Origin of the sequence: Pedobacter sp. SAFR-022 (genome assembly GCF_051965375.1) — a bacterium.
Lineage (GTDB): Bacteria > Bacteroidota > Bacteroidia > Sphingobacteriales > Sphingobacteriaceae > Pedobacter.
Genome location: NZ_JBQCME010000001.1, coordinates 377,267 through 392,018, shown reverse-complemented (window position 1 = coordinate 392,018; position 14,752 = coordinate 377,267). Strand labels below are relative to the sequence as shown.

General features: G+C 44.6%; 9 protein-coding genes. All 9 read left to right on the top strand.

Annotation, left to right across the window (positions count from 1 at the left end):
• Positions 1 to 55 precede the first annotated feature (55 nt).
• The 9 genes from ACTHQF_RS01755 to ACTHQF_RS01715 all read left to right on the top strand — a co-directional run bounded on the left by ACTHQF_RS01755 (position 56) and on the right by ACTHQF_RS01715 (position 14,746).
• A complete protein-coding gene (locus ACTHQF_RS01755; RefSeq protein WP_440428122.1) occupies positions 56 to 1,027 on the top strand; it encodes a polyprenyl synthetase family protein in 972 nt (323 codons plus the stop codon).
• 15 nt (positions 1,028 to 1,042) lie between these two features.
• The gene (locus tag ACTHQF_RS01750) at positions 1,043 to 2,053 is read left to right on the top strand and encodes a LacI family DNA-binding transcriptional regulator (protein ID WP_440428121.1); all 1,011 of its coding nucleotides are present in this window, start codon (positions 1,043 to 1,045) and stop codon (positions 2,051 to 2,053) included.
• Positions 2,054 to 2,485: 432 nt separating this feature from the next.
• Positions 2,486 to 5,434 carry a SusC/RagA family TonB-linked outer membrane protein gene (locus ACTHQF_RS01745; protein ID WP_440428120.1) on the top strand — a complete coding sequence of 983 codons (2,949 nt, stop codon included), beginning with the start codon at positions 2,486 to 2,488 and terminating at the stop codon, positions 5,432 to 5,434.
• Between the two features lie 13 nt (positions 5,435 to 5,447).
• Entirely contained in the window at positions 5,448 to 7,031 is a 1,584-nt protein-coding gene (locus ACTHQF_RS01740; protein ID WP_440428119.1) for a RagB/SusD family nutrient uptake outer membrane protein, read from the top strand.
• Between the two features lie 18 nt (positions 7,032 to 7,049).
• On the top strand, positions 7,050 to 8,060 hold the full coding sequence (locus ACTHQF_RS01735; RefSeq protein WP_440428118.1) for a SusE domain-containing protein: 1,011 nt from the start codon (positions 7,050 to 7,052) through the stop codon (positions 8,058 to 8,060).
• Between the two features lie 101 nt (positions 8,061 to 8,161).
• A complete protein-coding gene (locus ACTHQF_RS01730; RefSeq protein WP_440428117.1) occupies positions 8,162 to 10,012 on the top strand; it encodes a glycoside hydrolase family 13 protein in 1,851 nt (616 codons plus the stop codon).
• Positions 10,012 to 10,686, top strand: coding sequence for a beta-phosphoglucomutase (gene pgmB, locus ACTHQF_RS01725; protein WP_440428116.1), 675 nt, complete (start codon positions 10,012 to 10,014; stop codon positions 10,684 to 10,686). Before ACTHQF_RS01730 ends, pgmB begins: the two co-directional genes overlap by 1 nt.
• Positions 10,687 to 10,688: 2 nt before the next feature.
• On the top strand, positions 10,689 to 13,007 hold the full coding sequence (locus ACTHQF_RS01720) for a glycoside hydrolase family 65 protein (RefSeq protein WP_440428115.1): 2,319 nt from the start codon (positions 10,689 to 10,691) through the stop codon (positions 13,005 to 13,007).
• Positions 13,004 to 14,746 carry an alpha-amylase family glycosyl hydrolase gene (locus tag ACTHQF_RS01715; protein ID WP_440428114.1) on the top strand — a complete coding sequence of 581 codons (1,743 nt, stop codon included), beginning with the start codon at positions 13,004 to 13,006 and terminating at the stop codon, positions 14,744 to 14,746. The genes ACTHQF_RS01720 and ACTHQF_RS01715 overlap by 4 nt, the downstream gene beginning before the upstream one ends.
• The last annotated feature ends 6 nt before the right edge of the window (positions 14,747 to 14,752 follow it).

Genomic DNA, 14,752 nt, shown 5'->3' with positions numbered 1-14,752 from the left:
AAAGCCGGCATATAAAGGATTTTAGTTAAGTTTGCACAAACATTTCAAAACCTGAATGCCAGGAATAAATCAAATTAAACAACCCATAGCTGCGGACATCAGTGCCTTTGAAGAGAAATTCAAGGCTTCAATGCACAGTGACGCCCCGCTTTTAGATCGGATTACCCATTACATTGTTAAGCGCAAAGGGAAGCAGATCAGGCCTATGTTTGTTTTTTTTGCTGCCAAACTCTGTGGTGGTATTCTGGAATCCACCCATCGCGGCGCCGCTCTGGTGGAGCTGCTGCACACCGCTACGCTGGTGCATGATGATGTGGTAGATAACGCCTATGAACGTAGGGGTTTCTTTTCAATCAATGCTTTATGGAAGAACAAGATTGCCGTACTGGTGGGTGATTACCTGCTGGCGAAGGGACTGTTGCTTTCGGTGAACAACAATGAATTCCGTTTACTTCAGATCGTTTCAGAAGCGGTAAAGCAAATGAGCGAGGGGGAGTTGCTGCAGATTGAGAAGGTCAGGAAAATGGATATCAGCGAGAGTCTGTACTTCGACGTGATCCGTCAGAAGACAGCATCGCTCATTGCCTCATGCTGTGCCTGTGGTGCAGCTTCAGCTGGTGCTGATGAGGCGACAATTGAAAAAATGCGGTTATTTGGTGAAAAAGTGGGTATTGCCTTTCAGATAAAAGATGATACTTTTGACTTCGGAACCGACGATGTAGGGAAACCTCTGGGCATTGACATCAAAGAAAAGAAAGTGACACTTCCGCTGATCTATGCACTGAACCGTGCAGATCGTTCAGAAAAGAAAAGGATCATCAACCTGGTGAAAAACCATCAGGAAGATCCCAAGAAGATCGCGGAGATCATCGACTTTGTGAATGCCAAAGAAGGGGTGCATTATGCGAATCAGAAAATGCTGGAATACCAGCAGGAAGCCTTCGATATCTTATACACCTTTGAAGAAGGTGAGGCCCGTACTGGCCTGGAGCAGTTGGTTCGCTATACTACAGAGCGAAAAAAATAACAGCCTTTATGGACCATGCATAACATCAATATAAAAGAACTTGCTAAGTCGTTAAATCTTTCCACTTCTACAGTTTCAAGGGCGTTCAGAGATAACAGCGATATTAACAAGGCCACTAAAGAACGCATTCTGGCCAAGGCAAAAGAGTTGAACTATCAGCCCAACCACTATGCCAGCAATCTGCGGGAACAACGCAGCAAGACCATCGCCGTAATCGTTCCGGAACTTGCCAACAACTTCTTCTCGCAGGCGATCCATGGCATTGAACGTATTGCACGGGAAAAGGGCTACCATATCCTGATCTTCGCCACCGAAGACAACTATGAAAAAGAGGTTTCATTTATTCGTCACCTGCACAACGGCAGGGCAGATGGCATCATCATGTCGGTATCGGGTGAAGCAAATGATCATACCTATCTGGATGAGCTTGCAGAAAAACGCCTGCCCCTGGTTTTTTTCGATAGGGTGTATGAAGACATCATTACCCCAAGGGTAATTACCAATGATTACAACAGCAGCTTTACCGCTACACGGCACCTGATTAAACAGGGTTGTGAACGGATCGCGTACCTGGTAATCAACAAAAACCTATCTATCGGTAAAACCAGGATGCAAGGCTACCTGGATGCCCTGGAGGAATTTAACATCCCTTATGATGAAAAGCTGGTGATCGATTGTACGAACAGCTACCGGAAGAATAATACCATTCTGAAGAACATGCTCACCAAGATTAAACCTGATGGGGTATTTACCTCGGTGGAGCGTCTGGCCTTTGCAACCTACTACGCCTGTTACGACCTGAACATTTCCATTCCAAAGGATCTGAAAGTGATCGGCTTCTCCAGTCTGGAGATTGCGCCCCTGCTGAACCCGTCCCTTACCACCATTACCCAGCCTGCTACGAAGATCGGAATCGAAGCTGCAGCATTGCTGTTCAAAATGCTGGAAGCGCCAGAAACGGTAGACCTTAAATGCAAGGTTGTGCTCGACTCTAAACTCATGAAAAGAGCCTCTACAGCAAGTTAAATTTTCATTAAGAAATCAGACCTTTTTAGGTTAACAAAATTCAAAATCTTTCCGCTGAAATCTCCAAAACGCGCAGAATTCTGAGGCTTGATTTTGGAATTTGCAGCAGGTCCTTCATTTTCTTCGGGAACGATCCCGGTAACGTTCCCGAAATTTCACGCCTGTCTACCTTAGTGTATCTTTCACACCATGTTCTGTGGTTTTATTTAGTAAAATATTGATTTATAATATTTTGCAATATTGTTTGTACGATTTTAAAATTTGACAAAAAGTATATTTGATCAAAAATTCACGGTTTTAGCGTATAAAATATTGCTGAGAAATAAATAGTAGTATAAAATTTTGAATTATAAAGCTTGATTGTAAATTTACCCCGATTGTATACACACTAAGTGTTAACTAAATATATCACCATAAAAACGAGTTCGGAATATGAAAGTATTTTACGTAATGAAGTCTTGCTTACTGTTGCTGTTTCTTTTTGCAGCGGTTACAGTACAAGCACAAACCGGGGTCCTTTCCGGTAAAGTTTTAGATGAAACCGGTCAGGGTTTACCCGGTGCCTCGGTTCAGATCAAAAGTCTGAACAAAAGCACTTCGACCGATGTTGAAGGAAACTTCAGAATCACCGGCCTGGCAAATGGCGCGGTTACGGTAACGGTAAGCTACATCGGCTATACGCCGTATGATCAGGCAGTAACCATCTCCGGCAATACGACTACAAACATCAGCATGAAGCCAGATGCACAGAACCTTACCGAGGTTGTGGTAATCGGTTACGGTACTGCAGAAAAAAAGAACCTTACCGGCTCCATTACAACGGTAGGTGCAAAGGATTTCCAGAAAGGTACCGTTACTACACCTGAGCAATTGATCCAGGGTAAAGTAGCTGGTGTAAACATTGTGAATAACGGTGGTACTCCAGGTGGTGGTAGTGTGATCCGCATCCGTGGTGGTGCATCCTTAAATGCAAGCAACGACCCTTTGATCGTTATTGACGGGGTGCCATTGAGTGGTAACTCGATCGGTAATGCGGCAAACCCATTGGCCTTGATCAACCCGAACGACATTGAAACTTTCACCGTATTAAAAGATGCGAATGCAACTGCAATCTACGGTTCAAGAGCTTCAAACGGCGTAATCTTGATTACCACCAAAAAAGGTGGCGCAGGTGCACCGGAGATCAATTTTGTAACCAACAACTCTATTGCAACGGTTGCAAAAAAAGTAGATGTTCTTTCTGCAGATCAGATCCGTGACTATGTAAACGCTAATGGAAACGCTACTCAAAAAGCATTGTTAGGTACTGCAAACACAGATTGGCAGGATGAGATCTATCAAAATGCTTTCACTACAGATAATAACTTAAGTATCGCTGGTAAATTCCAGGGTGTGCCTTACCGCGTATCTGGTGGTTACCTGGATCAGCAAGGTACCATCATCACCGACCGTTTGAAGCGTGCCACTGGTGCGATCACGGTTAGTCCAACCTTGTTCGACAACCACTTAAAGGTAGATCTAAACTTAAAAGGATCATTAACAGACAGTCATTTTGCAAATAGCGGTGCTATTGGAGCAGCGATTCAGTTCGACCCAACGCAGCCGGTATATGCAGAAAACCAGTTCGGCAACTACTTCGAATGGACTCAAGGTGCAGTACCAAATCCAAATGCACCAAGAAACCCGGTTTCTTTGATCCGTTTAAACAATAACAATGGTAAAACAGAAAGAAGCATTGGTAACCTACGTTTAGATTACTCTTTCCACTTCTTACCGGAGCTACATGCTAACCTGAATGTTGGTTATGATGTATCCAGAGGTTATGGCAGAATCAGTGTGCCTGCATTCGCAGCGCAGTCTTTTTCCACTGAAGGATCAAGATCGCAGTCATTGAATGAAGAAACCAACAAAATCGCCGAGTTCTATTTAAACTATGCGAAGAACATCGGCATCAGCCGTATCGATGCAACTGCAGGTTACGGTTACTATGACAATGCAACTACGGGTTATAACTTCCCGACCTACCGTGCTACCGGTGCAGTTCAAACCACCCCTGTATTCCCGTTCTCCGTGGAGCAGAATAAATTGCTTTCTTACTATGGAAGGTTAGTTTATACCTTAAATGACAAATACATCTTATCGGGTACCATGCGTGCAGATGCTTCATCGAAGTTTGCAGAAGATAACCGTTGGGGCTACTTCCCATCTGTAGGTTTAACCTGGAGAGTGATCGGTGAAAACTTCCTGAAAGACAGCAAAGTGCTTTCTGACTTGAAACTAAGATTAAGCTACGGTCAGACTGGTAATAAAGACGGTATTGGTAACTACGATTACCTTGCTAAATATTACGCAAACAGCAACACCGGACAATATCAGTTAGGAAATACTTTCTATAACTACTACACTCCAGCTGCTTATGATCCAGATTTGAGATGGGAATCAACAACCACCTACAATGCTGGTATTGATTATGGTTTTGCAGGTGGCAGGATCTACGGTAGCGTAGATGCTTACTACAAAGAAACCAAAGATTTGTTAAGCACCATTAACATTCCTGTAGGTACAAACTTCAGTAACTTGCTTACCACCAACGTTGGTAACATGGAAGTAAAAGGTATTGAGGCGAACATCAACTTCGCGGCTATTCAAAAAGAAAACCTATCATGGGATTTCGGATTTAACCTGGCTTACAACAAGAGAAAAATTACCAACCTGACGCTAAATCCAGATCCGGCTTCTAAAGTTGGTGCAGGTAACCTGACAGGTGGTACCGGAAACACGCTGAAATACAATGCCGTTAACCAGGTTCCAGGTGCTTTCTTCGTTTACCAACAGGTTTATGATGCAAGCGGAAGACCTTTAGAAGGTGTTTATGCAGACAGAAACGAAGATGGTATCATCAACACCAGCGATCAGTATTTCTACAAATCACCTGATCCAATTGTAACAGTAGGTTTTAACACGGCCTTGAACTACAAAAAATGGTCACTAAGCACCGTGCTTCGTGCAAGCTTTGGTAACTACGTTTATGATAACGTAAGTTCAAACTTCGGTATCAGAAGCAACATCTTAAGTCCTAGTGGTATTCTTAACAATACCGGTGCTGACTTCCTGAACACCGGTTTTACACAAACCCAATATTTCAGTGATTACTACATGCACAATGCATCATTCCTGAAAATGGATAACGTAGGACTTTCTTACAACCTGGGTAGACTTTCAGAAAACAGAAACACGACCTTAAGAATCTCTGCTAACGTTCAGAACGTATTTGTGATCAGCGATTACAAAGGACTAGATCCTGAACTGCCATCTGGTATCGATTACAATTTATATCCAAGACCAAGAACATACACTTTAGGTTTAAATGTTGGTTTTTAATCAGAAAATAGATATGAAAAAATTATATAAAATAGCATTGGTATCCGGGATGTTCCTGATGTCGATGAGCGCTTGCAAAAAAGACGATTTAAATTTAAAGCCTACCAATGATGTTACTGCCGTTGATGTTTACCGTACACCGGCAGACTACAAAAATGCATTAGCAAAATTATACGCAGGTTATGGCTTAACGAGTGCGCAGGGTGGTGATGCGAGTGACATCGGCGGTATTGATGCTGGTTTTGCGGATTTCCTACGCTTATACTGGAATTTACAAGAATTAACGACCGACGAAGCTGTATGTTCATGGGGTGATGCCGGTATTCCGGAACTGGATCAAGGTACCTGGGCAACAGACAACGTGTTCCTTCGTGGCTTGTATTCAAGAAGTATCATTCACATTACTTTCATCAACGAATATTTACGTGAAAGTACTCCGGAGAAACTTGCAGAGCGCGGCATTACCGGTGCAGATGCAACTGAAGTTCAAAGAGCCCGAGCTGAAGCACGCTTCTTAAGAGCCTTCCAGTACTGGGTATTGATGGATGGTTTTGGTAATCCACCATTCGTGACTGAAGCTGATGCTATTGGTAAAACGCCACCTAAGCAGATCAGCCGTGCAGAATTATTCAAGTACGTAGAATCTGAATTGCTTGCTGTGGAGCCTGAGATGGCTGAACCACGCAGAAACGACTACGGTCGTGCTGATAAAGGTGCAAACTGGGCTTTACTTGCGAGATTATACCTGAATGCAGAGGTTTACACTGGTACACCGAAGTACACGGAAGCGATCACTTATTCAAGTAAAGTAATCAACGCAGGTTATGCTTTGAAAGCAAACTATGCAGATTTATTCAACACTTCAAATGAAACCAACAACCCAGAAACCATCTTAAGCATTAACTACGATGGCCGATTTGGAACAAACAACGGTGGTACAACTTTCCTAATTAATGCTGCGGTTAGTGCAGCTATGGATCCTGCTACATTTGGTATTCCAAATGGTGGATGGGGTGGAAACAGAAGCCGTCAGAACCTTCCGGGTTTATTCCCTGATGCTGCCGGAACCACAGATAAAAGAGCGATGTTCTTCGGAACAAAGCCTACTGTAGATGACATCGCAGTTTTCACTGATGGTTTAGCAGTTACCAAATTCAAGAACGTAAATGCGCAAGGTGTTCCAGCACCATCTGTAAACGGAACATTCGCTTCTTTAGACTTCCCGTTATTCAGACTTGCTGAGCAGTACCTGATCTATGGTGAGGCGGTATCGCGTGGCGGAAATGGCGGTACAACTGCACAGGCTATCGCTTATGTTAATGAACTACGTACTCGTGCATATGGTAATGCTTCAGGCAATGTAAGTAGCATTTCTACAAACTTCTTCATCGACGAACGTGCGAGAGAATTATACTGGGAAGGTCACCGTCGTACAGACCTTGTACGTTTCGGCAGATTTACCGGAGGCAGTTATTTATGGCCATTTAAAGGTGGTGAAAAGTCTGGTAGAGCACTTGCTGAAACCCGCAACATTTTCCCAATTCCAGCGGCAGATTTGATCGCTAATCCAAACTTAGTTCAGAACCCAGGTTATTAATCATAAGATCTTAAAAACATGAAAGCAAATATCTTAAAAACCGTTGCTGTGGGCCTTATGGTACTGTCGCTATGGTCTTGTAAAAAGGATGAGGATAGAATTATCTCCGATGCCAGTCCTGCAGGCGCACTTAGCGCTTCGGCAACCAGCGTAGACTTAAACATCGCAGCCGCAGAACAAACCGCAGTAACTTTTACGTTTCCAGCGCCAACCGTTACCGGTTACCAGGTTCCTGTAACCAGCACCCTGCAGTTCGACCTTAAAGGAAAGAACTTTGCAACCGCAAAGGAAACCGTGATTACTACAACAACTTACAGCGCAACAGTTGCTGAATTAAATAAAATGCTATTAAGCCTGGGTGCTACTATCGGCGTACCTGCAGAAATGGAAGTTCGTTTGAAATCTGCGCCAGCACCAAACGCGCCAACGTACTCTAATGTTATCACCATCAGCGGAACCCCTTACCTTGCATCTGCATGGGTTTATGTTCCGGGTGCATACCATGGCTGGGGTTTTGACACCGTGGACAGCTTGGTTTCCTTAACTGGAAATGGCGTTTATGAAGGTGTAATCAATATGCCAGCAGATAAGCTGACCTTCAAGATTACGCCTAAAAAGGCATGGGATCTTGCTTACGGCGACGGCGGTGGCGATGCCCTTAGCACTTCTGGAGGGGATATCAATGCGGGAACCCCAGGATTGAAGAAAATCACAGTAGACTTGAACAAAAGCACCTATAAAATTGAAACCGCAGATTCATGGGGTTTGATTGGCGATGCTACACCAGGGGGCTGGGATAAGGACACAGACTTGAAGCTCATCAATGATGGAAAAGGCATGTGGACAATGACCGTAGCGCTGACCGCGGGTGAAATCAAGTTCAGGATGAATGACGCCTGGGATGTTAACCTTGGAGGCGCAGATGGCAAGCTGACTGACGGTGGCGACAACATTAAAGTTGCTACCGCTGGAAACTATACCATCACCCTTGATCCGGTAGAAAAAACATATACCATCGTTAAAAACTAAAACAATACCTGCCCTGCAAATGAAACCATTTGCAGGGCTTCTTTTCATCAATGCTCTTCAACGCTCATTACACAAGAATTTACAACCAATAAAACTGCTAAATGAGAAATCTTTTTACCTCCTTACTTTTAGTCGCTTCGCTCCAGGTATTTTCCCAAATCCCTAAACTGGAAAGGGTAGAGCCAATGTCATGGTGGGTTGGCATGCACAATCCAAAACTACAACTGCTGGTACATGGCGATCAGATTGCCAATGCAACTGTGCAGCTTAACTATGCCGGTGTGTCGCTGGTTAAAGTAAACAAGGTAGAAAACCCCAATTACCTGTTCCTTGATCTGGAGATCAGCCCTGACGCAAAAGCAGGGAAGTTCCCCATCACTTTTGTGCAAAAAGGCAAGAAAAACCTCAGCTATACCTACGAACTGAAAAACCGGGATAAGACCGCTGGAAGAATACAACCGGTAACCTCCAAAGATGTTATTTACCTGCTTATGCCAGACCGTTTCGCCAATGGCGATCCATCTAATGATGTGGTTAAAGGCCTGGCAGAAACCGCACTGAACCGCGACTCCATGTACTACCGTCATGGGGGAGATATCCAGGGTGTGATGAATCACCTGGATTACTTCAAAGAACTTGGCGTAACTGCCATCTGGATGACTCCGGAAATTGAAAATAACATGAAGCAAGCCTCTTACCATGGCTATGCTGCTACCGATAACTACAAGATTGATCCGCGTTATGGTACAAACGAATTGTACAAAGCCTATGTGGAAAAAGCACATGCAAAGGGATTGAAAGTTATCAAAGATATCGTACACAACCACATTGGTACCGGTCACTATACCTATAAGGATATGCCGATGAAGGACTGGTTGAACCAATGGCCAACATACACTCAAACCAACTACCGCGATCAGCCGGTGATGGATATTCACGCTTCTGAAGCAGATAAAAAACGCATGCTGGACGGCTGGTTCGTGCCAACCATGCCCGACTTAAATCACAGAAACCCATACGTACAGAACTACCTGACGCAAAATCACATCTGGTGGATCGAGTATGCTGGTATCGACGGACTACGATTAGATACTTACCCATACAATGAAGGAATGTACATGGCCGACTGGGCACTGAAGCTAAAAGCAGAGTTCCCGACCTTGTCGATTTTCGGTGAGACACTGGTAAACTCCGCAGCAGCACAATCTTATTTCACTGGTGGTAATACCACCAACAGAGGTATGGACACCAATCTACCAGGCATCACAGACGCGGTATTGAAAGATGCGATCTATGAAGCTTTAAATGGCAAACCAGGTTGGACCGACGGCATTTTCCGCCTATATGCAACACTTGCGCAAGACTTCTTATATAAAGACCCAAGCAGCAATGTTGTCTTTATGGATAACCATGACATGAGCAGATTTTACTCTATGGTAAATGAAGACTTCAACAAATACAAAAGCGGTATGGCGATCCTGTTAACCGTACGTGGTATTCCACAGATCTATTACGGAACAGAGATCCTGATGAAGAACTACTCTAACCCAGATGGGCTGGTTAGGTCTGATTTCCCGGGTGGCTGGAAAGGCGACAAGGTAAACAAGTTTAGCAAAGCTGGAAGAACTGATCAGGAGAACCAGGCTTTTGATTTTGTAAGCACCCTGGCAAACTACCGTAAAACCAGTGCAGCGCTAACCAGCGGTAAAATGATGCAGTTTGTTCCTGAAGATGGCTTATTCGTTTATTTCAGATATGCCGAAGACAACAAGAAAACGGTCATGGTTATCGTGAATTCTGAAGACAAAGCGAAAGAGTTAAAGACCGCCCGCTTTGCAGAACGTATCCTGCAGGCAACAACAGCTACCAATATCATTACCGGAGCTAAAATCAATAACATTAACACCATAAATATTCCTGCCAGCACTACACTGGTATTAGAACTTAATTAATGAATATCAATACTGATAAAATAGGATGCTTGTTCGATCTTGACGGCGTCTTGGTAGATACCGCTGTATACCACTACAAAGCCTGGAAGGCACTTGCAAACCGCCTGGGATTTGACTTTACCGAAGCACAAAATGAACACCTGAAAGGTGTAAACCGGATGCGTTCACTGGAGATGATCCTGGACTGGGGCAAGGTTTCCAAAACTGAAGCTGAGATGCTGGAGCTGGCTTCAGGCAAAAATGCGGAATACGTGGAGATGATCAGCAAGATGACAGCTGAAGAGGTGCTGCCGGGAACCCCGCAATTGTTGGAACAACTGAAGGCTGCAGGTATTAAGATCGCCCTGGGTTCGGCAAGTAAGAACTCCGGAATGATCCTGGAAAGAACGAACCTTGCACACTACTTTGATGCCATCATTGATGGAAATCATGTAAACGCTTCCAAGCCTGACCCCGAAGTATTCCTGAAAGGTGCCGAAGCACTAGGCCTTGAGCCTGCAAACTGCATCGTGTTTGAAGATGCGCAAGCCGGCGTACAGGCGGCTCTAAATGGCGGAATGAAAGTGATCGGTATCGGTCAGCAGAACAACCTCCAGGGTGCGAATATGGTGATCAAAGATCTTTCTGAAATCTCCGTATCTCAAATTATTGACCTGGTAAACGACAAAGCATAAGAATGAAAAACTATATCAAACCAAGCGAGTGGAACATCGTAGAGGAAGGTTTTGATCCTCATTTAAATAAAATCTCTGAAAGCTTATTCAGTATCGGAAACGGCCGGATGGGCCATCGGGCGAATTTCGAAGAAGCCTATACTGGCGATACGCTGCAGGGCAATTATGTGGCAGGTGTATATTACCCGGACAAGACCCGCGTAGGCTGGTGGAAGAACGGTTATCCGGACTATTTCGCAAAAGTGCTGAATGCTGCGAACTGGATTGGTATCGACATCAAAGCTGATGGCGAAACACTAGACCTGAACACCGCCAAAGTAAGTGAGTTCCAGCGTGTGCTCAACATGAAAGAAGGTTATCTTCAACGTTCATTCTCTGCAGAACTACCCTCCGGGAAACTACTAAGTGTGGTAGCCAAAAGATTCTGCAGCATCGCAGATGATGAGCTTGCCGCAATCCAGTATCAGGTTGTGGCAAAGAACTTCAGCGGTGTGCTGAGCATCACTTCATCCATTGATGGTGATGTGAAGAACCAGGATTCCAACTACGATGAAAAATTCTGGGAAGAGGTAAACAAAGGTTTTGAGGCAGATACTGCTTTCATCACCTTAAGAACCAAAAAGACAAACTTCGAAGTTTGTACTGCTACAAACACGCAGGTTTACCTGAACAACGAATTGGTAGCAACGAAAGCTACACCTCTGGAAAAAGAGAAATACATTGCTTCGAGTCTTGAAGTAAATGTTACGGAAGGCGACAACGTCACCATTTATAAATATGCTGCTAACGTTTCTTCACAGAACTACGATAAAGCAGAACTACAAAAAGCAGCAACTGCTGCGGTAGATCGTGCAGTAGCGGCAGGTTTTGACGAGCTGTTCGAAGCACAAGTTGCGGCATGGGCAAACAAGTGGGAAGAAGGTGACATCCTGATTGAAGGTGATGTTGCTGCACAACAAGCTATCCGCTTCAATATTTTCCAACTGAACCAAACCTATACTGGTAAAGATGCAAGATTAAACATCGGTCCGAAAGGTTTCACCGGTGAGAAATACGGGGGTTCGACCTATTGGGATACCGAAGCATACTGCATTCCTTTCTACCTGGCAACGGCGCCACAGGAAGTTGCGAAAAACCTCTTGGTTTATCGCCACAATCAACTGCAGAAAGCAATTGAGAATGCAGAAAAGTTAGGCTTCAAAGATGGCGCGGCCCTGTATCCAATGGTTACCATGAACGGTGAGGAGTGCCATAACGAGTGGGAGATCACTTTCGAGGAGATCCACAGAAATGGTGCGATTGCTTTCGCCATTTACAACTACATCCGCTATACTGGAGACGCAGGTTACCTGGCATCACACGGACTGGAAGTGCTGATCGGCATCGCCAGATTCTGGAAACAACGGGTAAACTGGAGCGCTGAAAAGAACAAGTATGTAATCCTTGGCGTAACCGGTCCGAATGAATACGAGAACAACATTAACAACAACTGGTACACCAATAAATTGGCTGCATGGTGTCTGCGTTACGCACAGGAAGCTGCTGAAGCAGTTAAACAGCAGGATGCAGCAAAATATGAAGCCATCCTGTCAAAAGTAAACTTCAACACCAAAGAGTTCGAAGACTGGAGCAGCATCGCTGATCAGATGTACTATCCTTATGATGAGAAACAAGGTGTGTTCTTGCAGCAAGATGGTTATATGGACAAAGAGCAGATGCTTGTGGTTGACCTTCCGGCATCGGAACGCCCCTTGAACCAGAAGTGGAGCTGGGACAGGATCCTTCGTTCATGTTTCATCAAACAGGCAGACGTGCTGCAAGGCATGTACTTCTTCGAAGATGAATTTGACATCGAAACGCTGAAACGCAACTTCAAATTTTATGAGTCGCGCACGGTACACGAAAGTTCCTTATCTCCATGTGTACACAGCATCCTTGCTGCACGTTTAAGCGATGAAGAAAAAACATACGAGTTTTACCTGCGCACCGCACGCCTGGACCTGGATGATTATAACAACGATACCGAAGATGGATTACACATCACTTCCATGGCAGGTACCTGGATGAGTATTGTGGAAGGTTTTGCCGGTATGAAAGTACGCGATAACAAGCTTCAGTTTAATCCTTTCCTACCTAGTCAGTGGAAATCCTTCTCCTTTAATATTGGTTTCCGGGGCACGCAGTTGAAGATCAGGATCAGTGCAGATGAGCTTTCCATCGTAAACAACAGCGCGGAAAGTATTGCAGTAAGCGTATTTAATGAGACATTTGATATCGCACAGGGCGAGAAAAAGATATCTTTAAAAACATTGAGCCTGTGAGAAAACTAAAATATCTGGTACTTATGACAATGATGTCTGCAACTGGTCTGGAAAGTGCTGTAGCACAACAGAAGGACAAACTAATGATCTATCAGATGTTGCCGAGGTTATTCGGCAACACCAAATCGCAGAATATTCCTTTTGGCACCATTGAACAGAATGGCAGTGGGAAATTCAACGACATCAACCAGAAAGCGATGGATGGGATCAAGGAACTGGGTATCACCCACGTTTGGTACACTGGTGTGATTGCCCATGCAAGTCTTACGGACTACAGCAAGTACGGCATTCCGACGGCGGATGCTGATGTGGTAAAAGGTCGTGCGGGATCTCCATACGCTATCCGCGACTATTATGACGTGGATCCGGATCTTGCCGTAGATGTCAAAAACCGCATGAAGGAATTTGAGGCACTGCTGGAACGTACGCACAAGAACGGCTTGAAGGTGATCATCGACTTCGTGCCAAACCATGTTGCCAGAAGTTATGAATCGAAAGCGAAACCTGCAAAGGTGATCGACTTCGGTGCACAGGATGATAAAACTGTGGCTTACCACCCGCGTAATGACTATTACTATGTGCCCGGAAAAGATTTCGTAGCACCTGTAGATACCAACGTTAACGACGGATTAGCTTCCCTAAAAGACGGCAGGTTTTCTGAAAGCCCGGCGAAAGCTACCGGCAATAACGTATTCTCTGAAGCACCAAGTAAAAACGACTGGTACGAAACGGTCAAGCTAAACTACGGTGTAGACTACCAGAACAATAACCAGACGCACTTCGATCCAATTCCACCGGTATGGACCAAAATGCGCGACATTCTGGTTTACTGGAGCAACAAAGGGGTAGATGGCTTCCGTTGTGATGTTGCAGAAATGGTGCCTGTAGAATTCTGGAACTGGGTTATCCCAGAACTGAAGAAAGTAAAGCCTTCGCTGGTGTTTATTGGTGAAGCCTATGATCCCACAGCTTATGAAACCTATTTAACCAAAGGCAAGTTCGACTATCTGTACGACAAAGTAGGTCTTTATGATGGCCTTAAGCGTTTGATGCGCAATGAAGAACATGCAAAAACCGCCGATATCGATCATGTATGGCAAGTGGAGAGTGCAACTTTTGGGGACAAGATGTTGCGTTTCCTGGAGAACCATGATGAAGAGCGTATTGCTTCAAAAGCTTTTGCTGCTAACCCCTGGTTAGCTGTGCCGGCGATGGTCGTTTCGGCTACACTCTCCGGCGGTCCGGTAATGTTATACTCCGGACAGGAAGTGGGTGAAAAAGCCGAAGGTATTTCTGGCTTCAGCGGTGATGATGGCCGCAGCACGATCTTCGATTACTGGGGTGTCCCTGCTTTACAGCAATGGGTTAACAAGGGTAAATATGATGGTGCACTACTTAGCGATGAGCAAAAGGCATTAAGAGCTTTCTATACTAAGCTATTCCATATCGCTGGTCAATCTGATGCCATCATCAGTGGGAAACATTATAATTTGCCTTTAGAAAACAACAATCGCGCTTACGCCTACTTCAGGTACACGGCAAAAGAACGGATGCTTATCGTGGTAAACTTCAACCGCGAACAAACCTTCGAGGCTGCGCTTAACATCCCTGCCGAGGTATTATCCGGAGCAACAGCGGCTGCAGCGAAGGATCTACTAAATGATTCTGAAGTTCAAATTAACGGTCAATCTATTCGCGTGAAGGTAGCGCCTTCCGCGGCACAAATTATTAAATTCTAAATACAC

What these genes read in the sequence shown, in the direction of transcription:
- ACTHQF_RS01745 (WP_440428120.1), top strand. Translation starts at nt 2,486, where the DNA reads ATGAAAGTATTTTACGTAATGAAGTCTTGCTTACTGTTGCTGTTTCTT.
- ACTHQF_RS01720 (WP_440428115.1), top strand. Translation starts at nt 10,689, where the DNA reads ATGAAAAACTATATCAAACCAAGCGAGTGGAACATCGTAGAGGAAGGT.
- pgmB (WP_440428116.1), top strand. Translation starts at nt 10,012, where the DNA reads ATGAATATCAATACTGATAAAATAGGATGCTTGTTCGATCTTGACGGC.
- ACTHQF_RS01750 (WP_440428121.1), top strand. Translation starts at nt 1,043, where the DNA reads ATGCATAACATCAATATAAAAGAACTTGCTAAGTCGTTAAATCTTTCC.
- ACTHQF_RS01735 (WP_440428118.1), top strand. Translation starts at nt 7,050, where the DNA reads ATGAAAGCAAATATCTTAAAAACCGTTGCTGTGGGCCTTATGGTACTG.
- ACTHQF_RS01740 (WP_440428119.1), top strand. Translation starts at nt 5,448, where the DNA reads ATGAAAAAATTATATAAAATAGCATTGGTATCCGGGATGTTCCTGATG.
- ACTHQF_RS01730 (WP_440428117.1), top strand. Translation starts at nt 8,162, where the DNA reads ATGAGAAATCTTTTTACCTCCTTACTTTTAGTCGCTTCGCTCCAGGTA.
- ACTHQF_RS01755 (WP_440428122.1), top strand. Translation starts at nt 56, where the DNA reads ATGCCAGGAATAAATCAAATTAAACAACCCATAGCTGCGGACATCAGT.